At 35.9% G+C, this 26,648-nt stretch carries 11 protein-coding genes; all 11 read left to right on the forward strand.

Features of this window, described 5'->3' with window-relative positions:
- The first annotated feature begins 129 nt into the window (after positions 1-129).
- The 11 genes from DMB71_RS14590 to DMB71_RS14640 all read left to right on the forward strand — a co-directional run bounded on the left by DMB71_RS14590 (position 130) and on the right by DMB71_RS14640 (position 26,462).
- Entirely contained in the window at positions 130-1,254 is a 1,125-nt protein-coding gene (locus tag DMB71_RS14590; protein WP_111367277.1) for a glycoside hydrolase family protein, read from the forward strand.
- 205 nt (positions 1,255-1,459) lie between these two features.
- On the forward strand, positions 1,460-4,789 hold the full coding sequence (locus tag DMB71_RS14595) for a glycoside hydrolase family 2 TIM barrel-domain containing protein (protein WP_111367279.1): 3,330 nt from the start codon (positions 1,460-1,462) through the stop codon (positions 4,787-4,789).
- Between the two features lie 322 nt (positions 4,790-5,111).
- Complete coding sequence (locus DMB71_RS14600; RefSeq protein ID WP_111367280.1) at positions 5,112-8,498, forward strand: glycosyl hydrolase; 3,387 nt, start codon at positions 5,112-5,114, stop codon at positions 8,496-8,498.
- A gap of 268 nt (positions 8,499-8,766) precedes the next feature.
- Complete coding sequence (locus DMB71_RS14605) at positions 8,767-10,191, forward strand: sialate O-acetylesterase (RefSeq protein WP_111367426.1); 1,425 nt, start codon at positions 8,767-8,769, stop codon at positions 10,189-10,191.
- A gap of 234 nt (positions 10,192-10,425) precedes the next feature.
- Complete coding sequence (locus tag DMB71_RS14610; protein ID WP_111367428.1) at positions 10,426-12,753, forward strand: DUF5703 domain-containing protein; 2,328 nt, start codon at positions 10,426-10,428, stop codon at positions 12,751-12,753.
- A 15-nt stretch (positions 12,754-12,768) separates the two neighbouring features.
- Complete coding sequence (locus tag DMB71_RS14615) at positions 12,769-15,228, forward strand: pectate lyase family protein (protein ID WP_111367282.1); 2,460 nt, start codon at positions 12,769-12,771, stop codon at positions 15,226-15,228.
- A gap of 90 nt (positions 15,229-15,318) precedes the next feature.
- Complete coding sequence (locus DMB71_RS14620) at positions 15,319-17,337, forward strand: aceric acid hydrolase (protein ID WP_111367284.1); 2,019 nt, start codon at positions 15,319-15,321, stop codon at positions 17,335-17,337.
- Positions 17,338-17,601: 264 nt separating this feature from the next.
- On the forward strand, positions 17,602-18,588 hold the full coding sequence (locus tag DMB71_RS14625; RefSeq protein ID WP_111367285.1) for a pectinesterase family protein: 987 nt from the start codon (positions 17,602-17,604) through the stop codon (positions 18,586-18,588).
- 677 nt (positions 18,589-19,265) lie between these two features.
- On the forward strand, positions 19,266-22,652 hold the full coding sequence (locus DMB71_RS14630) for a SusC/RagA family TonB-linked outer membrane protein (protein ID WP_111367287.1): 3,387 nt from the start codon (positions 19,266-19,268) through the stop codon (positions 22,650-22,652).
- A 19-nt stretch (positions 22,653-22,671) separates the two neighbouring features.
- Positions 22,672-24,645 carry a RagB/SusD family nutrient uptake outer membrane protein gene (locus tag DMB71_RS14635; RefSeq protein ID WP_111367289.1) on the forward strand — a complete coding sequence of 658 codons (1,974 nt, stop codon included), beginning with the start codon at positions 22,672-22,674 and terminating at the stop codon, positions 24,643-24,645.
- Positions 24,646-24,749: 104 nt separating this feature from the next.
- Positions 24,750-26,462 carry a polysaccharide lyase gene (locus DMB71_RS14640; protein ID WP_111367291.1) on the forward strand — a complete coding sequence of 571 codons (1,713 nt, stop codon included), beginning with the start codon at positions 24,750-24,752 and terminating at the stop codon, positions 26,460-26,462.
- Positions 26,463-26,648 lie beyond the last annotated feature (186 nt).

The following is a 26,648-nucleotide window of genomic DNA, read 5'->3' on the forward strand; positions in this document are numbered from 1 at the left end:
AGAGCTAAAAATTAAGCTTAAAAATAATCTCGCAAAGACACAAAATCGCAAAGAAAAAAAACAAACTTAGTACCGATAGATATCGGGATAATGCCTTCGTAGTAAAAGCAAACAAAACATAAGCCAAAAATGAAAATTAAGTATCTAATCCTAACCATTTCAGCACTTGCCTTAACCAGCTGTGCAACCAAATACAAAAAAAGAGAAATTACCGAAAGCGTAATGCAGGAGATTTACGAAGAAATCAAAACGCCTTATAAATACGGTTTGGTGATGGTTCCTACCGATAACTCATACAAAATGGATTGTCCGAGTGTATTTAGAAAAGACGGGAAATGGTATATGACGTATTTAATTTACGACGGAAGAGGTTATGAAACCTGGCTGGCAGAAAGCGATAATCTTTTAGACTGGAAACATCTAGGAAAAGTTATGTCTTTCTCAGAAAATGAAAAACATTGGGATGTCAACCAAAAAGCAGGATATATTTCGTTACAAGACATGACTTGGGGCGGAAGCTACGAATGGGAAAAGTACGATGACAAATACTGGATGAGTTATTTTGGCGGAGACAGTAAAGGATACGAAGCAGGCGTTTTATCAATCGGAATGGCTTATACAAAAGAAGCACCAACAAAACCGCACGAATTTCAAAGATTAGAAAATCCGGTTTTAACGCCAAAAGACAAAGATGCGAGATGGTGGGACAATAGTACGATGTACAAAAACAGTGTGATTCGTGATAAGGATAAATTAACAGGACACAATTTTATCATGTACTACAATGCCCGCGGAGATAGTTTAAATCCTGCTAAAGGGGCAGAGCGTATCGCGATGGCGGTTTCAAACGACATGAAAACATGGAAACGTTATGGTGATAAACCATTAATCAATCATCATAAAGGAATCTCAGGAGACGCTTACATTCAGCGAATTAATGATACTTGGGTAATGTTCTATTTTGGAGCTTTCTGGACGGGTTGGAATCAAGGCGCATTTAACCGTTTCGCAGTTTCGAATGATTTGGTAAACTGGACCGATTGGAAAGGAGACGATTTAATCAAATCGTCTGAACCCTACGATGATTTGTTTGCCCATAAATCATTTGTGGTAAAACACGATGGCGTTGTGTATCATTTCTATTGTGCGGTTAATAAAGCAGAACAAAGAGGAATCGCAATAGCAACTTCAAAAGATTTAGGAAAAAGCAAATTGAATTTTGTGCTGCCGCCAGAGAAGAAAAAGAAGAATTAAGTACAAAGTACAAAGAATTAAGATATAGTACATTTTAAACCTGTTAGGTTTAATTACTCAAAAATAAATAAAGACACAGTTTTGTCATTTCGACGAAGGAGAAATCTCCACAAGTAGCTCCACACAGAAAAGCTACCAATCTTTGTTGAATATCGCACGGAGATTCCTCCTTCGTCGGAATGACAAAAAAGCTAAAAATAAAATAATGTTTAAACAAAATCATATTCAGCAATTTTTCAACTTTCGACTTTCGACTTTCGACTTTTTGACTGTAATTTTATTTCTAACAACTTACACAACACAAGCCCAATCCGTAACAGGAGAACCAGCAGGAGTTCCAGAGCTTCACAAAAAATACCAGTTTGCTCCGTGGGAAGACCCAACGATTACAAGTATCAATAGACAACCAGCAAGAGCAACTGCTTATTCTTACGCAAGTGTAGAAGATGCATTAAAAGGTGACAGAACCAAAAGCCGAATCCAAATGCTGAATGGCGATTGGGATTTTAAATATGCTGTAAACCTAAAAGAAGCGTCTAAAGATTTCTATAAAAATGCTGTTTCAGGATGGGATAAAATCGAAGTGCCTTCCAACTGGGAAATGAAAGGATATGATAACCCCATTTATAAAAGCGCGGTTTATCCGTTTCGACCAATAAATCCGCCTTATATTCCTAAGGATTATAACGGAGTTGGTTCTTATCAACGCAGTTTTACCGTTCCAGAAAACTGGAAAGACATGACTGTGACTTTACATTTCGGAGCCATAAGTTCAGGTTTTGAAGTTTGGTTAAATGGAGAGTTTTTAGGTTATGGCGAAGACAGTTTTTTACCATCAGAATTTGATATTACGCCTTACTTAAAAGCAGGAGAAAATGTAGTTTCAGTTCGTGTAATTCGTTGGACAGATGGTTCTTATTTAGAAGATCAGGATCATTGGCGTATGAGCGGAATCCAGCGAGAAGTTTTCATTATGGCCGAGCCAAAATTGAGAATTCAGGATTTCTTTGTTCAAACGAAATTAGACAAAGAATACAAAGATGCTATTTTCAAATTACGTCCAAAAGTAGAGAATTTGACTGGAGCAAAAATCAAAGATTATACGATGAATGTTCAGTTGTATGATGCCAATAATACGGCTATTTTCAAAGAACCGCTTCAGAGACCTGTAATTGATTTAATCAACGAAAGTTATCCTCGTTTGGACAATGTTCGTTTTGGGTTCTTTCAGGAAACCATTAAAGATCCGAAAAAATGGAGTTCAGAAGAACCGAATTTATATACAATGGTTATTTCGATAAAAGATAAAAACGGAAACGTTACCGAAGCCAAAAGTTGTAAAGTAGGTTTCCGTTCTATTGAATTTTCGAAAGAAAATGGCAAAATGCTCATCAACGGAAAAGAAACCTATGTTTATGGTGTAAACCGTCACGATCATCATCCGACAAGAGGAAAAGCCGTTACGAGAGAAGATATCAAACAAGATATTACCACGATTAAAAAGTTCAATTTCAACTTTATACGTACGAGCCATTATCCAAACGATCCTTATTTTTATGAATTGTGCGATCAATACGGAATTATGGTTATGGACGAAGCCAATCAGGAAACACACGGAATTGGCGGTAAATTAAGCAACGATCCGCTTTGGACAAACGCTTATATGGAAAGAATGATTCGAATGGTCGAAAGAGATAAAAACCATCCGTCGGTTGTAATGTGGAGTTTAGGAAACGAAGGCGGAAAAGGGCCAAACCATTCAGCAATGTCGGGTTGGGTTCACGATTTTGACATTACACGTCCTGTGCATTACGAACCAGCACAAGGAAATGCTAAATTAGACGGATATATTGATCCACTTGATCCAAGATATCCAAAAACAATCGATCATGCTTATAGATTCGAAAATCCGCAAGATGACTCTTATGTCGATATGGTCAGCCGTTTTTATCCGGGCGTTTTCACACCAAAATTTTTAGTAGATCAAAAGAAAGATACTCGCCCAATTATTTTCGTTGAATATTCTCATGCGATGGGAAATTCAGTTGGAAATTTAAAAGAATTATGGGATGAATTCCGTTCGCTTCCAAGAGTTATTGGAGGTTGTATTTGGGAATTCAAAGATCAGGGAATCGTGAAATTTGATTCGAGATCAGGTCAAAATTATTTTGCGCATGGCGGAGATTTTGGAGAGAAATATCATGACGGAAATTTTAATACCAAAGGAATTGTAGATTCTTATGGAAAACCAAAAGGGTCGATTTTTGAAAATAAATGGGTGTACCAGCCTGCGATTTCAACTTTAAACGGAAATCAATTAGAAATTAAAAATCGTCAGGCTGTTAAATCTTTGGAAGGATATATTCCTGTTTTAAAAGTGTTAGAAAATGGAAACGTAATCAAAACTCAGATTTTAAAACCATTAAAAGTAGAAGCAGGACAATCGACAACTTTAGATATCAGTTCTTATCTTTCAAAAATGAAAGCCGATGCAGAATATATTTTAAATATAGAATTCCAGCTTTCAAAAGATGAACTGTGGGCTTCAAAAGGTTACGCTGTCGCGGAAGATCAGTTTGTGTTGAAAAAGAAAGAAGCATCAATTGACTTTAGAAATGAAAAAGATTCAGCGTATAAAACAACTGAAACAGATTTTGATTTCCAAGTTAAAGGAAAATCTTTTGAAGTAAAAATCAGCAAAGAAAATGGAGCTTTGACTTCGTATGTTTTTAAAGGAGAAGAACAAGTTTTTGCTCCTTTACTGCCAAATTTTGTTAGACCTTTAACTGATAATGATAAAAGAGGCTGGAAGTCTCAAAAATTATTAAAACAATGGTATAAAGCAAAACCAAAAGTTTTAAGTACAACAATGGGAATTGGAATTGATGGTACCGTAATTACAAGTGAATATGAAATCATAAAAGACAGTGCGAAAGTGCAAGTTGCTTATAAAATCAATGAGAATGGAGTTATAAAAGTAGATTACAGTTTAAAAGCATCAGACAAACTGCCAAACATTCCAAAAATCGGAATGCAAATGGGCGTTAAAAGAAGTTTCGACCAGATTTCATGGTACGGAAAAGGCGAACTGGAAAATTACAGCGACAGAAGTTTTGGCTCATTTGTTGGAAAATATTCGCTTCCAATAAATGATTTTATCGAACATTATCCAAAACCACAGGAAAACGGGAACAGATGTGATGTTAGATGGATGGCATTAAGCACTCCGCAAAAAAACAATGGATTTTTAGTAGTAAACGACACTAAAGTTCTAAGCATGAGCGCATGGCCGTATACGCAAGAAAACCTAAGTGCATCAGGACATACGTACGATTTGAAAGATCCAGGATTTTTAACGGTAAACATCGATTTAATCCAAATGGGTGTGGGAGGAAACGACAGCTGGACAATTGTTGCACAGCCATTGGAACAATATCAGATTAAATCTGGAAATTATGATTACAGTTTTTATTTGACGCCTTTCAACGGTTCGAAGAATGAATTGGAAAATAGTTTGAAGAAGTTTAAATATTAGTTAATTGACAATTAAAAATTAATAATTAAAAATTAAAAGATACAGTTTGTCATTTCGGCGTAAGGAGAAATCTTCGCAAGAAACTCCACAAAGTTGATCCAGCATGCGGAGCTACTTACGAAGATTTCTCCTTACGTCGAAATGACAAAAATGCGCAAGATTATCAAACATAGCCCGAGGTTTAAACCTCGGGAAACGCATAGAGAATCACGTTACATCCCAATGGTTGAAACCATTGGCTATGTTTTAAATAAGAAATAATACATCAACCCGACAGGTTTTTGAAACCTGTCGGGTTACAAACGAAATAAAACAAAGAATAATGTTTCAAAAAAAATACCTCTTTTTTATCCTCCTTTTAGCAAGCCTTGTCTCTGCGCAGGAAGTCCATAAAAAAGAATCCTTTCAGCCAACATTAGAATCCTCAAGACCTTGGGTGTATTGGTATTGGATGAAATCGGCGTATTCAAAAGCAGGAATTACAGCCGATTTAGAAGCTATGAAACAAGCAGGAATTGCAGGCGCTTATTTAATGACTATAAAAGGGCCAGCCAATCCGCCATTACTAGATCCGCCGGTTTTGCAGTTGAGTCCGGAGTTTTGGGATATGATTCATTGGGCTTTTAAAGAAGCAGATCGTTTAGGTTTGAAATTGGCTTTTCATGGAGCAGACGGATTTGCCGTTGCTGGCGGGCCATGGATTACCCCAGAAATGTCAATGCAAAAAGTAGTCTGGTCAACGACTGAAATTTTAGGCGGAAAAAAAGTTACTTCAAAACTACCAGTTCCAGCACATTACAAAGATTATTATAAAGACATTGCCACTTTTGCTATTCCGATTAAAGAATACGAAATCACTTCCCAGATGCAATTGCCAAAAGTAACGACATCCAACAATACAAATGCATCGTTTTTGGCAGATCCTAAAAAAGACGAAAACTTCAAATTTGCCGATTCAGGATGGATTCAGTACGAATTTGCACAGCCTTTTAGCTGTAAATCCATTGTAATTGAAACCAAAGGAAGAGATTTTCAGGCACAACGTCTAATTGTAGAAGTGAGTGATGACGGAGTTAATTTTAGATTCCACGAAAGAATGACCGCACCACGTCACGGCTGGCAAGATATGGATTTTCCAAATACACATACGATTACGCCCGTAACAGCAAAATATTTCAGATTTGTTTACGATCCAAAAGGGACAGAACCCGGAGCAGAAGATTTGGATTTTGCGAAGTGGAAACAAAATCTGAAAGTAAGTAAAATTACGCTTTCGAATCAATCTCTGATTAATAATTACGAAGGAAAGTCAGGAGCAATTTGGCGTTTGACTCCGCAAACTACAGCTAAAGAAATTCCAAATTCAGATGCATTCAAAAAATCAGAAATTATCAATATTTCGAATTTTATGGATGCTGAGGGAAACCTGAATTGGAAAGCACCAAAAGGAAAATGGAAAATCATCCGAATGGGACATACTTCGACTGGACATGAAAATGCAACTGGAGGAGCGGGAAAAGGACTGGAAGTAGACAAATTTAATCCAGAATTAATTCGTTTTCAGTTAGATCATTGGTTTGGAGAAGCTGTTCGTTCTGCTGGCCCTGAATTGGCTTCAAAAGTGCTGGAAATTCTTCATTTCGACAGTTGGGAATGCGGAAGCCAAAACTGGTCTTCGGTTTTTCAGGCTGAATTTAAAAGGAGACGTGGTTATGATCTTGTAGAATATTTGCCTGTAATGGCTGGAATTCCAGTAGAAAGTGCCGATTTCTCAGAGAAAGTTTTATACGATGTTAGAAAGACTATTACCGATTTAGTGGCCGATAATTTCTACGGAACGGTAGCGCAAATCGCCAAAGAAAACAGCATAAAATTAAGTGCCGAAAATGTGGCGCCGGTAGTAACGAGCGATGCCTTGCTTCATTATAAATATGTCGATTATCCAAGTGGTGAATTTTGGTTGAAAAGCCCGACACATGATAAACCTTTTGATATGGTCGATGCCATTTCGGGCGGGCATATTTACGGAAAAGATATTATTCAGGCAGAATCTTTTACGGCTCTGCGAATGGATTGGGACGAACATCCCGGAAATCTAAAAACAACGGCAGACCGCAATTACGCTTTAGGAATTAACCGCTTATTTTATCATGTTTTTGTGCATAATTCGTGGACGGATAGAAAACCCGGAATGACTCTGGACGATATTGGAACATTTTTCCAGAGAGACCAAACGTGGTGGAAACCCGGAAGAGCGTGGTTCGATTATTGCCAAAGAGTACAGTTTCAGTTGCAAAAAGGAAAACCTGTAATTGATTTGGCGGTTTTTATTGGCGAAGATTTTCCTTCGCGTTCTTTTGTGCCTGATCGTTTGGTGCCTTTTATGCCGAATGTGTTTGGAAAAGAAAGACTCGAAAGCGAGAAAATCCGTTTAGAAAATGAAGGTCAGCCAACGGCAAAAATGCCAAAAGAAGTGACCTATTCTAAAAATATTACCGATTTATCGCAATGGATTAATGCGTTAAATGGATATCAATATGATTCTTTTAACTCCGATGTTTTAATCAATCGTGCGAAAGTGGTAAACGGAAAAATTTCATTTGAGGGCGGAATCGAATACGGTGCTTTATTCTTTCCGGGAAGTCATAAAATGGCACCGAATAAGATGCTTTCTTTGGCTTCCGCCGAAAAAATCCTGCAGTTGTTAAAAGACGGAGCGACGATTTTTGTGGATGAAAAACCAAATCTTCAACCCGGAATTCATTCAGAAGCTAATCAAAAGAAATGGCAGAGTATAATTGATGAAATTTGGAATAATGCCAATTCATCAACTTGGAAAATCGGAAAAGGAACTGTTATTAAACTGCCTTATTTAGGAAATGATTTTGTTTCGATCGGAATCACACAAGACGTTTATTTTCCAAATTTAAACCGAGCTGAAGCCGAAACATTAGCGTGGGCTCACCGTAAATCGGATACAGAAGATATTTATTTCATTTCGAATCAAAAAGCAGAAAAATGTTCTTTTGAGGCGTCTTTCAGAATTTCTGGAAAAGTGCCGCAATGGTACAATCCCGTTACAGATCAAATTTCGGCTTTAGCCAATTGGAAAATAGAAAATGGAAGAACTATTGTTTCGATAACTTTAGATGCCAACGAATCTGGTTTTGTAATTTTTAAAGAAGAAACAAAAGAAATTTTAGTACAAGGAAAACCATCTGATTTTGAGAAAGTTCAAACTTTGGATGAAAATTGGGAATTGCAATTTGACCCCGCTTTTAAAGGCCCGAAAGAAATTGTCAAAACAAACAAACTTTTTGACTGGAGCACTTCTGAAAATGATCAGATTAAATATTATTCTGGAACTGTAGTTTATAAAAAAGATTTTGTTTGGAAAGGAAAAAGCTCAGATAAGATCTGGTTGGATTTAGGTGAAATTTCAAATATTGCTGAAATCAAGATCAACGGAAGAGATTGTGGAACGCTTTGGACTTTCCCTTTCAAAACTGATATTTCAAAAGCTTTACAAAAAGGAAAGAATACAATAGAAATAAAAGTCACAAATACCTGGAGAAACAGATTAATTGGCGATCAAAAATTGCCAAAAGAAGAAAGATTAACATGGACAACAGCGCCGTTTCGTTTAGAAGGAGAACCGTTGTTGAAAGCAGGATTGTTAGGGCCAGTTGTGATTTTACAGGAGAAATAAATGTTAGCCACAGATTAAAAGGATTAGAAGGATTTCTTTTAAAAAATAGAAAGAGATCAATTGCCTCCAGCTTTAGCTGGAGGTTTAGAAAAGATTAGGTATTGGGCTTTAGCCAAAAGAAAGTTCGGCTAAAGCCCATTGAGAAGAGACATTTTATGTTCCTCCAGCTAAAGCAGGAGGCAATTAAAATAATATAAAAATTCGTGAATTCGTGGCGAAAAAAAATCTTTATAATCCTTTTAATCTGTGGCAAAAAAATAAACAAAAAATGAAAAAATCAATTATTGCATTATTAACGATTTTAGCAACCCTTCAAATTAATGCCAAAATAAAATTACCGGCATTGTTCACTGACAACATGATGTTGCAACAAAAATCAAATGCGCCAATTTGGGGCTGGGCAGAAAAGAACGCTAATGTCGTAATCAAAACCTCGTGGGATGCTAAAACCTACAAAGTAAAGGCTGATGGTTCAGGAAAATGGAAAACTGAATTGCAAACATCCACTTTCGGTGGGCCGTACACCATTGAAGTCTCAGAAGGAAACGAAAAAGTAACCATCAAAAACGTTTTGTTGGGAGAAGTTTGGCTTTGTTCTGGACAGTCAAATATGGAAATGCCTTTAAAAGGTTTTCAAGGACAACCCGTTAAAAACGGAAACGAAATCATCGTAAGATCAACCAATAAAAATATTCGTTTAATTACAATTCCTCGTGCAACAGTTTTAGAGCCTTTACAAGATTTTGAAGGAAAATGGGAAGAAGCTTCTCCAAAATTGACTTCTAATTTTAGTGCAACGGCTTGGTATTTTGGTTCGCTTTTACAAGAAGTTTTAGATGTTCCGGTTGGATTAATTCATGTTTCGTACGGAGGTTCAAGCATGGAAGCTTGGATGAATCAGGAAATGCTGAAAGATTTTGCAAGTGCTAAAATTCCGACCGCGAAAGAAGAATTAGCAAAAGACCCAAACCGTGTTCCAACGACTTTGTTTAACGGAATGCTTTCACCTGTAATCGGTTACGGAATCAAAGGCTGTATTTGGTATCAGGGCGAATCGAATTACGAGAGAGCTTCTGAGTACACTGCTTTAATGAAGAAAATGGTCAGCAGTTGGAGAGCGTTATGGAAACAAGGAGATTTTCCGTTTTACTATGCGCAGATCGCACCGTTCAATTATGCTTCTTTTCACCCAAAAGATTATCAGGAAAAATACAATTCAGCTTATTTGAGAGAGGCGCAGTTTAAGGCTTCAAAGGAAATTCCGAATTCTGCAATGGCGGTTTTAATGGATGTTGGAGAAGAAAACAATATTCACCCAATGGATAAAGAAAAAGGTGGAAATCGTCTGGCTTTTCAAGCTTTGGCGAGAACGTACGGAATTGAAGGTTTTGAATTCGAAAGTCCGAAATACAAATCAATGGAAATAAAAGATGGCGCTGTAACGGTTTCTTTTGATGATGTTGCAAACGGAATTACGTCTTATGATAAAGAAGTTTTAGGTTTTGAAATAGCAGGAGCAGACAGAGTTTTTTATCCAGCTAAAACAGTTGTGAGAAGAAAATCAGTTGTACTGACATCAGATAAAGTGAAAAATCCTGTTGCAGTACGTTATTTATGGAAGGATTTCGCTAAAGCGGAATTGTTTAGCGCAGGAGGTCTGCCGGTTTCTTCGTTTAGAACAGACGAATGGTAGTTTATAATTGTGAATTGTGAATAATGAGTTTAACATTTAGTTTGTCATTTCGACGAAGGAGAAATCTTCGCAAGTAACTCCGTAACGTGAGTCGCCAATCTTTGTGGAGCTTCTCGTGGAGATTTCTCCTTCGTCGAAATGACAAAAAATGAGAATAAATCTCTAAAATCTGCGAGAGAAAATAAAAAAATAAATACCTACAAGGTTTTGAAAACCTTGCAGGAAAACGAAAAAATGAAATACATAAAATACATACTTCTCTTCATAACGTTTTACCTTAAAGCGCAAATCCCTACGCTCGATACTTACAATCAGGTTTGGAATACGCAAAGCAATAATTCATCAGAGTCGATGCCTTTGGGGGGCGGTGATATTGGTCTGAATGTCTGGGTGGAGAAAGGCGATTTGTATTTCTATTTTTCGAGAAGCGGTACTTTTGATGAGCATAATACTTTATTGAAATTAGGACGTGTGAAGGTTACTTTAACGCCGAATCCGTTTGAAGGGAAAGACGGTTTTCATCAGGAATTGAAACTCAAAGACGGTTATGTTTTAGTTGGTCAGAATGATACTAAAATCAAACTTTGGGTAGATGTTTTTAAACCGATTATCCATGTTGATTTAGAAAGTAAAAATGCGTTGAAGATGACGGCTTCTTATGAAAGCTGGCGTTATCAGAACCGTTATCCGAAAGGAAAAGAAAATAATGCTAATTCTTATAAATGGGCGCCTCAGGGAGAACTTATTACGTATAAAGATTCTATTTCGTTTGAAAATAACGGAATAAAATTTTACCACAGAAACAGAGAAAATACGGTTTTTGACGTAGCGGTAAAACAACAGAAAATGGAATCGGTAAAAGATCAAATGTTGAACCCAATTGCGAATCTGACTTTCGGCGGATTTATGACCGGAAATAATCTAAAACCAAACGGAACGCATTTAGGAAAATACCAATCAACCAATTTTAAAGGCTTTAATTTATCAAGTATAAAACCTTCCAAAAAACATTCGTTAGAAATATATTTGAATACCAATCAATCTGATTTTTCTACTTGGAATAATGGTTTAAAAAGTCTGATTTCGGCTAATAAAAACAATTTCAAACAAGCAGAAAAAAACACTCAAAAATGGTGGAATAATTTCTGGAACCGCAGTTTTATTTTTAATCAAAAAAATCAATCGACTGCTAAAGATTCGGTGTATCAAATCGGACAGAATTATCAGTTGTTCCGATATATGCTGGGTTGTAATGCGTATGGAAAATATCCAACGAAATTCAATGGCGGACTTTTTACGGTTGATCCAGTTTATACCAATAAAGATCTGGATTTTACACCCGATTTTAGAAATTGGGGCGGAGGAACCATGACGGCTCAAAATCAGCGATTGGTTTATTTTCCGATGGTAAAAAGCGGTGATTTTGATATGATGAAATCTCAGCTGGATTATTACATCAGTCTTCAAAAAAATGCTGAATTGCGTTCTAAAGTATATTGGAATCACAACGGAGCGTCTTTCACCGAACAATTAGAAAACTTCGGATTGCCAAATCCTGCCGAATACGAATGGAAACGTCCCGCAGATTACGATCCGGGAATGGAATATAATGCGTGGCTGGAATATGAATGGGATACGGTTTTAGAATTCTGCCAAATGATGCTTCAGCAAAAGGAATATGCGGGAGAAGATATTCAGAAATACAATCAATTCATTATCAGTTGTCTTCGTTTTTTTGATGAACATTATCAATATTTAGCCAAACAAAGAGGAAGAAAATCTTTGGACGGAAACGGAAAATTGGTTTTATATCCAGGTTCTGGAGCAGAAACTTATAAAATGGCTTATAATTCAAATAGCACGATTTCGGCTTTACAAGTTATTACAGCACAGCTTTTAAATCTTTCTTCGGAACAATTATCAAAAGAAGATCAAGAATATTTAAAAGGATTTCAAAACCGAATTCCGCCTTTAAATTTTGGACAAATTGAAAACCATAAAGTTTTGGTTCCTGCCAAATCTTGGGAAAGAGTCAATAATTCAGAAGTTCCGCAATTGTATCCTGTTTATCCGTGGGGAATTTACGGTATCGGAAAACCAGATTTAGAAACGGCTTTGAGTACGTGGAAATATGATACAGATGCTTTAAAATTCAGAAGCCACGTAGGCTGGAAACAAGACAATATTTTCTCAGCTCGTTTGGGATTAACAGCCGAAGCTGTAAAATATAATACCATGAAAATGGCAAATTCAGAAAGACGTTTTCCTGCTTTTTGGGGTCCGGGATTTGACTGGGTTCCCGATCATAATTGGGGCGGATCCGGAATGATAGGCATGCAGGAAATGCTTCTACAAGAAACTGATGGTAAGATTTATCTTTTTCCGGCTTGGCCAAAAGATTGGAACGTTCATTTTAAATTACATGCCAAACAAAATACTACGATTGAAGCCGAACTCTTAAATGGAGAATTAAAAGTTTTAAAAGTAATTCCTGAAGAACGAAAAAAAGACATTATAAATCTGCTTGGAAAATCTGAAGCAGAGAAAACGAAATTAAACTAACTATTACTAACAGAAATGATTAAGAAATTAATAAGTGGTGCTGTTTTGTCCCTATTTTTAACCACAAACGGACAAGCACAATCAGTTCAAAATACTGATAAACAAATTGTAAAAGTCGATTTTGACTTTTTTCAAAGAAGGCAGGAAGAAGTTCATGATCCGAGTTATGATGCTTGGGTTATCAATGAAAATAAAGAAGATCAGAAAACTTTTAACGGAGTAAGTTTTAAACTAAAAGGAAACTTCACTTCAAAATGGTATAAAGTCGGAATGAACGCTCCCTTTTACAATAAACTGGGAAGCGACGGATTAATAACGGCTGAAAATTTAGAATTAAAAATCAGCGGTTTAAAAGAAGGAAAACATACGCTTTTGACGTTTCATAACGCTTTTGATGTGATTACAGGAAAGACTTTTTCGCCAATAAAAATTTATGTTGACGGAAAACTTCAGGAAACTGTAAATGCAAGTCAGAGAGCCAATGCTAAGATTGATGCTTCGATGGCGTATTTGACTTTCAATGCTTCAAAAGGAAAAGAGGTAATTGTTCGTTTTGAAATTGATCCGACTTCAAATCCTGATATCGTAAAGCAGATTGTAATCAATGGTTTTGAATTGGATACACCAAACTTAATGAATCAGGCGCGTACTCCGGAACCAAAAAATAGAGACGAACATGTTGAAGTTACCAAAAGTTTACTTTTAAAATGGGATGCTCCAAAAAATGTAGTGGTTCATAAAGTTTATTTTGGAACTGATAAAAATGCGGTAGAAACGGCAACTGAATCCTCAAAAGAATTTAAAGGAAAACAAAGCGATAAAAGCTTTAGCGTTTCTGATTTATACAGCGGTTCAACGTATTATTGGAGAGTAGACGAAATTGATAATAATGGTGCAGTAACTTTAGGAAATGTATGGTCATTTAGACCTGCACAATTGGCTTTTCCGGGTGCTGAAGGTTACGGAAGATATGCCGTTGGAGGACGTGGCGGAAAAGTAGTAGAAGTAACCAATCTTAATGATGACGGACCAGGAAGTTTACGTGATGCCATCAATCAGGAAATTGGCCCAAGAACAATTGTTTTTAATGTTTCTGGAAATATCAAACTGGCTTCAAGATTGGTTGCCAATCAGCCTTATATTACTATTGCGGGACAAACAGCGCCAGGAGAAGGAATAACGATCAGCAGAGCTCCAATTGGTTTAACTGGAAATGATGGAGTAATTCGCTTTTTGACTGTTCGCATTGGTGGTGGAACTACTTTTGACGGAATGGGATTAACAGGTGCAGATTACAGTATTATTGATCACTGTTCGATAAGCTGGACAATCGATGAATCGTTTAGTTCGCGTGGTGCGCATCATATTACATTACAAAGAACATTAATTTCAGAAGCTTTAAACGTTGCGGGACATGATAAATATCCTGCTGGAAAAATGCACGGTTTTGCAGCAACAATTGGCGGAGATATTGGAAGTTTCCATCATAATTTATTGGCACACAATCAAGGTCGTAATTGGAGTATTGGCGGAGGTTTAAACGGAGACGGTTACTACACAGGAAGATTGGATATCACAAACAACGTAGTTTACAACTGGGGAACGAGAACAACTGATGGTGGAGCAAACGAAGTAAATTTTGTAAACAATTATTACAAACCAGGTGCTTCTACTAAAATATTTGTGGCTTTAAATGCACAGCATGAAGGTGTTGGAAAAGGAATGCAGCGCTACTATTTTGACGGAAACATAATGCCGGGTTATTTTGACGAGAAATCTCAGGATAAAGGAAGAAAATCTACTATAAGCAATAATGAAAAAGTTGAATATGAAACTTTCGTTGATAAACCATTTTTTCCTTCTTATGTAAACACACAATCAGCAAAAGGAGCTTATAAAAATGTACTTTCGGATGTTGGGGCAAATCAGCCGTTTTTTGATAACCATGATAATAGAATCATAGATGAAACTTTAAAGGGAACTTTCACTTATAAAGGAAGCAAAAGCGGTTTAGGTGGAATGATTGATAACGAACAGGATGCAGGAGGATGGCCAAATTTTGCCTCAGAAACTCGTCCTGCAGATTGGGACACCGATCATGACGGTTTGCCAAATTGGTGGGAAAAAGCTTTTGGCTTAAACGAAAACTCAGCTTCAGGAGATTTCTCAGATGCCAATTCTGATACCGATAAAGACGGATTTACACAGTTAGATAATTATTTAGACTGGCTGGCTCAGCCTCATTATTTTGTGAATTCAGGAGAGAAAAAGACTTTAAGTGCCGCAGATTTTTTCAAAGGTTATGAAAATAAACCTGTGTATACTTTCTCTGATCTTAAAAATGGAAAAGTGGTTTTAAAAGGAAAAGAAATTCAGTTCACGGCTTCAGATAAAGGTTTTGCTTCTTTTGTAGTAACGGTAAAAGATGCAGACGGAGATTCAATGAGCAGAACGATTAATTTCTTTGTAAAATAAAAAGTTAGTTAGCCACGAATTCACGAATTTATATCTTCAAAGATTATCAAAAAATAATTTGTGAATTCGTGGCGAAAAAAATATTCAAAAATGAAAAAGAACATCATCCTATCATCCTTATTTCTTTCAACTGTAATCTTTGCGCAGAACAAAGGTTTGGTTGCGAATTCAGAAAGCCCGTATTCCAAATTACAAAGTGTAGGTTTACAAGATGTAAAATGGACAAACGGATTTTGGAAAGAACAATTTGATGTAGAAACCAAAAATACTTTGCCGTATATGTGGGATTTGTATCATAATGACGAAGTCTCACATGCCTATAAAAACTTCGAAATTGCGGCAGGATTAAGCAAGGGAGCTTTTAAAGGGCCTTCGTTTCATGATGGTGATTTCTACAAGATTTTTGAAGGAATGGCGGCAACTTATGCCGTTACAAAAGATAAAAAACTCGATGCCGAAATGGATAAAGCCATTGCGCTTTTCGCAAAAGTACAGCGCAAAGACGGTTATATCCACACACCAGTTTTAATTGATGAACGTTGGGGAACTTTAGGGCCAGAAGAGGTGAAAAAGCAGTTAGGCTTTGAAAAATATAATATGGGACATTTAATGACTGCGGCATGTATTCATTATCGTGCCACAGGAAAAACAAACTTTCTGAATATTGCCAAAGGAGTTGCTGATTTCTTGTATGATTTTTATAAAAAAGCATCGCCAGAATTGGCTAGAAATGCGATTTGTCCGTCTCATTATATGGGAATTGTTGAGATGTACAGAACCGTAAAAGATCCAAAATATCTGGAATTAGCCAATAATCTAATCGATATTCGCGGGACAACAAATGACGGAACCGATGACAATCAGGACAGAGTTCCGTTTAGACAGCAGACTACGGCAATGGGTCACGCCGTAAGAGCGAATTATTTATATGCGGGAATTGCCGATTTATATGCAGAAACAGGCGAGAAGAAATTGTTAGACAATTTACAATCGATTTGGGATGATGTAACGTATCGTAAAATGTACATTACAGGAGGCTGTGGTTCTTTGTATGACGGAGTTTCACCAGACGGAACTTCTTATGATCCAACCGTAGTACAGAAAATCCATCAGGCGTATGGAAGACCTTTTCAATTGCCAAATGCAACGGCTCATACCGAAACTTGCGCCAATATTGGAAATGTTTTGTGGAACTGGAGAATGCTTCAAATTACAGGAGATGCCAAATATGCTGATATTGTTGAATTGGCACTTTATAACAGTGTGCTTTCAGGAATGAATTTAGAAGGAGATAAATTCTTGTATAACAATCCGCTGAATGTTTCAAATGATTTGCCATTTCACCAAAGATGGGGCAACGTACGTGAAGGATATATTGCTTTGTCAAACTGTTGCGCACCAAACGTAACCAGAACAATTGCTGAAGTTGGAAATTATGCTTATAATATTTCTAAAGAAGGTTTATATGTCAATTTATACGGAAGTAATAAATTGAAAACAAAATATTTAAACGGAGAAGAAATCGAAATTGAACAACAAACCAATTATCCTTGGGACGGGAAAGTGACTTTGAAAATCGTAAAATCGCCGAAAGATTTGCAAGCTTTCTTTTTAAGAATTCCGGGTTGGAGCCAAAATGCTGAAGTTGCTGTAAATAATTCAAAAATTACAGATAAAATTGTTTCAGGAACTTATTTGAAATTAAATCAAAAATGGAAAAAAGGAGATGTTATTGAGTTGAATCTTCCAATGCCAGTTGAATTGATGGAAGCAAATCCGTTAGTTGAAGAAGTCAAAAATCAGGTTGCTGTAAAAAGAGGGCCTTTGGTATATTGTTTAGAATCTGATCAATTGCCAGCTAAAATTAGTGTGAATGATGTGGCATTGAAGTTGAACTCGAAATTTGCAACGAATCCTTTTACATTAAACAATAGAAATTTAGTGAGTATTGATGCCGATGCAGTAATAAATTCTAATAATTCATGGGATAAAACGTTGTACAAACCGCTTTCTGCTAAAAATGAAAATACTGTACAAGTAAAATTGATTCCATATTTTGCGTGGGGAAATAAAGGAAAAGGAGAAATGACGGTTTGGATGTCGCATTAAATTTTGGACGCGGATTAGACGGATTTACTTCGTAAAGACGCGGATTAAAACGGATTTTTTGAATTTTCTTGAAATACGATCATCTTTGTCAAAGTTTAAACTTTGACAAAGATTTTTTGCAATAACCACAAAGTTTGTCATTTCGACGAAGGAGAAATCTTCGCAAGTAACTCCGCAATGAAAAGCTAATCTTTGTCGAGCTTCTCGTGAAGATTTCTCCTTTGTCGAAATGACAAAAACATAACGAATAAATTAATTGTACACATGAAATATATTCTAATTCTACTTTTAATAACAACATTTTCACTATCAGCCCAAACGCTCGATAATAAATTAGCATTAACCGTTGCTCAAGACGGTTCAGGAGATTTTAAAACCATTCAGGAAGCGATTAACAATGTGAAAGATAATTCAGAGAAAAGAGCTGTAATTACAATTAAGCCAGGAAAGTATGTTGAGAAATTGGAAATTCCAGCTTCAAAATCTTTCATTACTTTAAAAGGAACAGATCGAAATAAAACCATAATTTCATTTGATGACTATTCAGGAAAGCCGCTTCGCGAACCAGATCCATCAGGAAAGAAAGAATTTGGAACATCAACTTCGTATTCTTTTTTAATTAAAGGGAATGACTGCACTCTTGAAAATCTAACTGTTGAAAATACAGCAGGAAGAGTGGGACAGGCGGTAGCACTTCATATAAAAAGTGATCGAGTTATTGTGAAAAACTGTAATCTTTTAGGGAATCAGGATACACTTTATTTGTCGGAAGGAAATACCCGAACTTATTTTGAAAACTGTTTTATAAACGGAACTACTGATTTTATTTTCGGTGCAGCAACGTCTTATTTTTATAAATGTACTATCGAAAGTTTAATGAATTCTTATATTACAGCAGCTTCAACTCCGCAAGGACAGACTTATGGTTTTGTTTTTGTTAATTGTAAACTAACTGCAAAAGATAAATCGGTGGATAAAGTATTTCTAGGAAGACCATGGAGACCTTATGCGCAAACCGTTTTCATCAATACAGATATTGGTTCGCATATTATTCCCGAAGGTTGGAATGCTTGGATTGATACTCGTTTTCCGGATAAAGATAAAACAGCTTATTATGCTGAATATGGAAGCAAAGGGGCGAGTGCAAAAAATATTTCGCAACGAGTTTCATGGTCGCATCAATTAACGAAAGATGATATCAAAAAATATAACAGAGATTTAGTTTTAAATGGATGGAATCCCATTCCATAATTAAAGCTGAATTAAAATGCATCTAACAAAAGCTCACTAATTACTAACATTGGTGGGCTTTTTGTTTGATTTTTTCTGTAGCTATAAATAGAAAAATAGCATTTAAATTTTGTTGGTCAGAATTTACTTTTAAAAATTATTTTTTTTACTAAAATTTATTTGATGTTTTTTTTAGCAACCCTGCCGCTTTCCTGTATAAGAATTTGTAGGTTTTTTATCTTGAAATAAATGTAATTGCAACAATTATCTCTATCGTTTTCGTAAGAATTTATATTTTGTAAGCGCTTAAATATCAGACAGCATATCGTTAAGTTTTGCAGAATATATACTAGATGTTTGTTTTTGATAATAATCTTATCGTTTTTTAGCCAAAATGCGTTTGCAAATTTTGTTTTAATCAAACATTTATCTTAAATATTTTGGTTCGTCTATTTTTTCCATTCGTTTTTTATTAATATTGTTTTTTTTGAGTCATTTTTTTTGAAATAACATGATTAAAACAGGATAGAGCAGGACGGTTCTCATGTGTCATCATCATATTTTTGGAATATTAAAATAAATGTGTTTTAAACATTTAATAAAATTAAATTAAGATTCCATTAATAAAAATTTTGTTAATAGCTAGGGCGCATTAAACATGACTAACTAACATTAATAACCTAACCAAAAAAACATTTATGAAACAAGCACTTATAAAAAGATGTAGTTTTCTTTTGTTTACACTGATGAGTGTATTGAGTTATGCTCAAAGTAATCAAGTTACAGTAACGGGAACAGTTACAGACAATTTAGGTGGACTATTGCCTGGTGTTAACGTAACTGAGAAATCTACTAAAAATTCGGTGACAACAGATTACAATGGAAAGTATGAGATTAAAGTTAAAAGCGGAGGAACTTTAGTTTTTTCTTTCATCGGAATGAAAAAAATAGAAATACCTCTTAATAATCGTTCGATCGTTAATGCAAAAATGGAGGACGATTTTAATCAATTAGAAAATATTGTTGTAGTTGGTTATGGTACTCAGAAGAAAAAGGAACTTACTGGAGCAATTGCTACAATCAAACCTGATGAACTTATGGATTTGCCTGTAACGAATTTATCAGACGCATTAAAAGGATTAGTTCCGGGACTTACAGTTACACCAAGCTCAGGTCGACCTGGAGATGCTGGTAGTATCCAAATCCGTCAAACTTTTGGTTTCTCAAAAGACGGAAACTCAACTATACCATTAGTAGTTATAGATGATATGGTTCAAGTTGATCCGGCGACCGGTAAAGCTACTTTGGATACTTTTAATAGATTGGATCCGTCTGAAATTGAGAGTGTTACAGTTTTGAAAGATGCTTCTGCAGCAATTTACGGTTCTCGTGCATCTCAAGGTGCTATTATTGTAAAAACGAAGCGAGGCAAGGCTGGGAAAGCTAAATTTAGCTACAATAGCCAATTTGTAGTTAATGATGCGGTTAGCCACACTAAAACTATGAGTGCTTATGAGTTTGGAGTTTTTAGCAATAGATTCTTAACAGCACAAAATCCTACTATTCTTCCAGCGAGTTTATTTTCTGCAGCAGAATTGGAAGAAATGAAAGGTTTAGATTATGACTGGCTAAAAGAAGCTTGGAAACCGGCTATTCAACAAAAACATTCATTTAATGTAAATGGCGGTAGTGAAGATATTACATACTTTGCCGGTGCGACTTATTTGACACAAGATGCAAATCTTGGTTACCAAAAATATGACAAATGGAATTACAGAACTGGAATTAATGCAAAAATTGCTAAAAACTTAGACTTCTCTGCGTCTATTTCTGGTAATACTGGATTTATAGATAAATCATTTACTAAAGCATCTGCAAACATCAGTGATGGAAGTTATGGTAGTGCTGCAGGTGGTGAACAAGCTGATTACGGATATTTAGTGCATATGCCAAAATTTATTCCATGGCAAACAATAGTGGATGGAAAACAATATTATATGTCTCCATTTCCTAACACGAATAAAAACTTTGGCAGCGCAAATGCAAATAATAACATCGCCGGATGGAACTATTTTGCCAACCTAAACAATGGATCGCATCAAACAACAGATGATGCTTCTTTCAATGTGAATGCTTCCTTAAACTACAAAGTTGCAGCTATTAAAGGTTTGTCTTTTAAAGCAACTTTTGCAAGAACTAAAAATTCAAGTTATTCTGAGCAGATTCAATTACCTTATGATTTAGCAAGAATTACAAATTATCAATTACAGGATAATCACTTAGCAAGCGCGGCTTATCCAAGTGCGATAACAAAGAATCCAGAAGTTGGAGGTATGATTGATTATGCTATAGAAACAAACGTTAGAAATTCTAGAGTGTATTATAACAGCAGTTTTTCTAAAAGTACTCAGGCAAACTTCTTTGCAAATTACAACAGAACTTTTGGGGACCATAATGTTAGTGGAATGTTTGGTATTGAAAGATCTGAATCAGACTGGCAAACTACTCGTTTAGCATACACAAATACTCCTAAAGATTATCTTGGAGATTGGCGTACTGCAGGAACAGTTGATACTGGTAACTCTACTGCTTTAAAAGGAAATAATGCAACACTTTCTTATTTTGGAACGGTAAACTATAATTATAAGTCAAAATACTTGGTGCAATTCCTTATCCGTAGTGATGCTTCTACGAAGTTTGCACCTGAAAATTATTGGGGCACTTTCCCATCGCTTCAATTGGGTTGGGTAGCTTCAAAAGAAGAATGGTTTGAAAGAAATTTACCAGGAGTTAATTTCTTTAAATTAAGATATTCAATTGGTAAAACTGGAAAAGATAACCTTCAGCCTTTCAAATGGTACCAATATTATGATTTAACAGTAAATAAAGGCTGGCAGTTTGGACCTGCTGTCTCTAACGGCGGTGGTGGTGTATTAGGGTCGGGTTTAACTCCTAAAGTAAATCCAAATAGAGATGCAAAATGGGATTCTACATTGAAACATAATCTTGGTTTTGATCTTGGATTCTTAAAAAACAGATTAGAGGTTAATGCAGATTTCTATTACGATATTACAAAAGACATGTTGACTGATATGGGTAGTGCTACAGGTGTGCCAATTTCTGTTGGTGGGGCTTTTGCAGAACAAAATTACGCACAAGTTGATGCTTGGGGAACTGAGCTTAACGTTAACTGGAATGATAAGATTGGTAAAGTTGGCTACAGTGTAGGTATGAACTTTAGTTATGGAGACAATAAAATTAAAAGATTTCCAGATCAAGGAAATTTACTTCCATCTAACAACACAAGAAGAGAGGGATATTCGGAAGGATTTAATCCAGTTTGGGGATTCCAAACATGGAAAGGAACTTCTACAGGAGATGGTATTTTGCGTACAGATGAAGACATTGCCAATTACTGGAGCTATTTAAGTGCAAATGCAGCTGCAGCTGGAACTACACCAAGTTATTTAACTATTGTTGATCCAACTAAAATTCAAAAAGGATCATTAGCTTATCAAGATGTTGCTGGTACGCTTAATACTGATGGAACGTTAACTGGACCAAACGGTCAGATTGTTGCAGGAAATGATTATGTTAAGTTAGCAAACAGCAGTAGAACGTATACTATTAATACTAATTTAGGTTTTAAGTATAGTAACTTATCTGTAAAAACTCAAATCGTAACTTCTTGGGGAGGAGCAAACTTTGTAGATTTGATGAGTCAGCCAACTTCTAGTGCAAGTAATATGTGGTCTCGCGAAACTTTTTGGAATGATATGTACGCGGCAGATAATGTAAATGGTAAATATCCTAATTTAGCACAAACAGGTGTATTAAGCCCTTCTGATTTTTGGCAGATTAGCACTTTCCGTTGTTTTGTTAGAAACTTAACTGTAGCGTATGAAATACCTAAACAAGTTTTTGCTAATACTAAAGTAAATAATATATCGATAGGTATTACAGGTAATAATCTTTGGGATTTCTACAACCCTTATCCGGATCATTATAGAAATATGTACGATAACTCTTCAGTAGGATATCCTACGCTTAGATCTTGGTCGTTTAATTTCAACATCTCATTCTAATCTAAATTCGATTTTAATTATGAAAACAAAATTTAATATATATATCACTTTAGCACTTGTACTTGTTCTAGGGGTTTCCTGTAGTGACAATTTCCTGGACGAAGTGAAGCCTATTGGTCAGTATGATGATTCATTCTACCAAAATCAAGCACGTGTGCAGGCGTATGTAGATAATCAATATTACGATTTTTTTGCAGCATATAAATCGCCAACATCTACTGTAATTGGAGTATATACAGATGTAAATACTAAGTTAACTGAAGAACAAGGTGGAGTTCAGGATTATACTAACCCAAGTAAAGTACTTCTTACTCCTGATGTCGCAAAAGATTATTTTGGAGCAAAGATTGGTACCGGTCTTATTAATAATGCCTATACAAGAATTAGAGAATGTAATAATCTTCTTGAAGACATCGATGTAAAAGGAGCAAGTTTGGATAAAACATTTCGTGATCGTGCAAAAGGGCAAATGTATTATATGCGCGCTATTCAGTATTTTGATTTAATGCGTACTTATGGAGGTGTTCCGATTGTAACAAAAGTTCAAAATGCATCTGTTGATGATGAAAGTATTAAGTTGCCAAGAGCAAAAGTTTCTGAAGTTGTAGCGCAAATTGTTAGCGATTTAGATATGGCGGCAAGCTTATTGCCAGGAGATTGGGATGCTGCAAACTATGGACGTTTTACAAAGGGAGCAGCATTAGCTCAAAAATCAAGAGTTTTACTAACATATGCAAGCCCTTTATTTAACAAAAGCTGGGATGGTTCAAATGAGCGTTGGCAAGCAGCTTTAGATGCTGGATTGGCTGCAGAAGCAGAATTAACTCAAAATGGTTACGGGTTGTATGGAAGTTCGGCTAAAGACTGGGAAAATATGTTTTTAATTGACAATATTAAATGTAAAGAAGCAATTACAGTTCAGCTTTTATCAAATTCTAATACTGATATTAATTTTAACGTAAATAATAACTGGGAGAAAGCAACTCGATTACCAAGCCAAGGCGGAACTGGAGGAATTTCTGCTCCTAAAGAAATGATTGATCTGTTTCCAATGGGAGATGGAAGAAGACCTACTGCGGCTAATGGATACAATGATTTTACTTTCTTCATTAATCGTGACCCAAGATTTTACAGAACATTTGCATTCTCTGGAGTTAAGTGGGGATATAAAGAAAACGCTAATGCAGTTTTCTGGTCTTACCGTTGGGTAGATAGTGCTAATAAGGCTTATTTCAATGATCTTAATACAACTACTACAAGTCCTGCAGTTGTTAGAAAAATGACCAATCAGACAGCAAGTAATGCGGTAAATTATGCTTATTCGCCAACTGATATTATGGAATATCGTTATGCAGAATTATTGTTAAACATTGCAGAATGTTATGCAGCATTAGGACAAACTGGAAGTACATCTGCTTATTTAGGAAAAATTAGAGCTCGTGTTGGTATTCCTGCAGCAAACAACTATGGAATTGGTACATTGACTGATAAATATCAGGCTATTGAAGCTGTTTTGTACGAAAGAAGAGTAGAATTAGCTTACGAAGGAAAACGTTTTTGGGATGTTCAAAGATGGATGTTATATGATAACGAAGTACTTCCTGGTATGACAGGTGGAACAGTAAGCAAGTTAGGTTTAACGCCAATTAATGGAACGCAAAGAACAGGAAATTATTTGCAATATAAAACAAATGCAACAGCAACAGATCCTTTAGCAGCTTCTCGCGCAAGCATTGTTGTTGATCCAGATGCAGCAGCTTTCCAGACACAATTGAATACTTTGGCTACTTATTATAATGCAAATTTTGTACGTACTGCTTTAGTAACTCCAATGGATAATATTAGTGGAGCAGCTGTTAAAATTAAATTCAATCCAAATTATTATATAAGTGGTCTTAATACGACTGCTTTAACTTCAAATCCTTGGTTATTGCAAACTATAGGGTGGAATGACAATTTTGGTGGAGCAGGAACATACAGCTTCCAAGAATAAATTTAACTATTAAGAAACAGAATATTATATAAAGCTTTTCACCTGTATTCGTCAAAAGATACAGGTGATTTGTTTAAAAAGAATTACCACAACTAGAAATTAACATGAAAAATTCCGCATTATTTATCGCATCATCTCTGCTTTTTTTAGGAAGCGCAAAATGTTTTGCCCAATATCCGAAGATAAGTCCAGAAGTTCAGGCTCAGGAAAAAGCTATTAAAGAAGAAGCTCAAAGACTTTCTGATGAAGCTTGGACAAAAGCTTTAGTTGTTATTGAAGAAGAAGCAAAACATGGAAAACCATATATTCCGTGGGCAGCAAGACCAACCGATTTGCCTCAAGCAGAAATTCCTGCTTTCCCAGGTGCTGAAGGTGGTGGAATGTATACATTTGGTGGCCGTGGAGGAAAAGTTTATACTGTAACAAGTCTAGAAGACCGTGGACCTGGAACATTACGTGAAGCATGCGAACAAGGAGGAGCGAGAATAGTGGTATTTAATGTTGCCGGAATTATCAGATTAAAAAGTCCGTTGATTATTCGTGCGCCTTACATTACAATTGCTGGACAAACAGCTCCTGGAGATGGTGTTTGTATCGCAGGAGAATCAACTTGGATTGATACGCATGATGTAATTATCAGACACGTACGTTTCCGTCGTGGAGAAACTTTCGTAGGCCGTCGTGATGATGCTATCGGAGGAAATCCTGTTGGAAACATCATGATCGACCACGTTTCGGCAACTTGGGGATTAGACGAAAATATGTCAATTTACAGACACATGTACAACCCTGGACCAGGTTATCCAGATATTAAAGTGGGAACTGTAAACATTACAATCCAAAATAGTTTGTTCGGAGAAGCTTTAGATACTTATAATCACGCTTTCGGAAGTACTTTAGGTGGAGAAAACTGTTCTTTCATGAGAAATATGTGGGCAAATAATGCAGGAAGAAACCCTTCTATTGGTTGGAACGGAATTTTCAATTTTGTGAATAACGTAGTTTTCAACTGGTACAACAGATCTACAGATGGTGGAGATTATACTGCAAACTACAATATTATCAACAACTTCTACAAACCTGGCCCAGTAACCGATTTAACTCAGCCAATCAGCTACAGAATTTTAAAACCAGAATCAGGAAGAAGTAAATTGCCTTATATGGTTTTTGGTAGAGCTTTCGTAAACGGAAACGTAGTTAACGGAAACGAAAAAGTGACCAAAGACAACTGGGATGGCGGAATTCAGTTAGAGAATAAAAAAGGGGAATTAATGACTTACGATGAAGCAAAAGAATATTTTGCTAAAATGAAAGTAGACAAACCTTTCCCAATGCCATGGTTCAACAAATTTATGACTGCTGAAGAGTCTTATGAATTCGTTCTTAAAAATGTTGGAGCTACTTTACCAATTAGAGATAAGGTGGATGAAAGAATCGTAAGAACTGTAAAAACAGGAGTTCCAGAGTATGCTAAAGGATTAGAGAAAAAGACTTTCTACCAATTTGAACACAGACGCTTACCGATGGATTCTTATAAAAAAGGAATCATTACAGATGTTTCACAAGTTGGAGGATATCCTGAATACAAAGGAAAACCTTATGTGGATACAGACAAAGACGGAATGCCAGACGCGTGGGAGAAAAAATACGGTTTAAACCCGAACGATCCATCTGATGCACAAGGAGATTTAAACGGAGATGGTTACTCTAATATTGAAGATTACATTAACGGTGTAAATCCTGCGATAAAAGTAGACTGGAAAGATTTGGCTAATAATAAAGAAACATTAGTTAGACCTTTATTAGATCTAAAATAGGAAGAATTTTGAAAACATAGAAAGAGCTGCAAATTGTTTTTATTTTTTTTTACGAAAGCTGAAAAATTGCTCGCAAAGTCGCTAAGACGCAAAGCTTATTTAAAAAGTGAAGACAAAAAACTTTGCGTCTTAGCGACTTTACGAGATTAAAAAAAATAAAACGACTTAAAAACTTTAGCAAACTAT

Origin of the sequence: Flavobacterium tistrianum, from assembly GCF_003254545.1 — a bacterium.
Taxonomy (GTDB): domain Bacteria; phylum Bacteroidota; class Bacteroidia; order Flavobacteriales; family Flavobacteriaceae; genus Flavobacterium; species Flavobacterium tistrianum.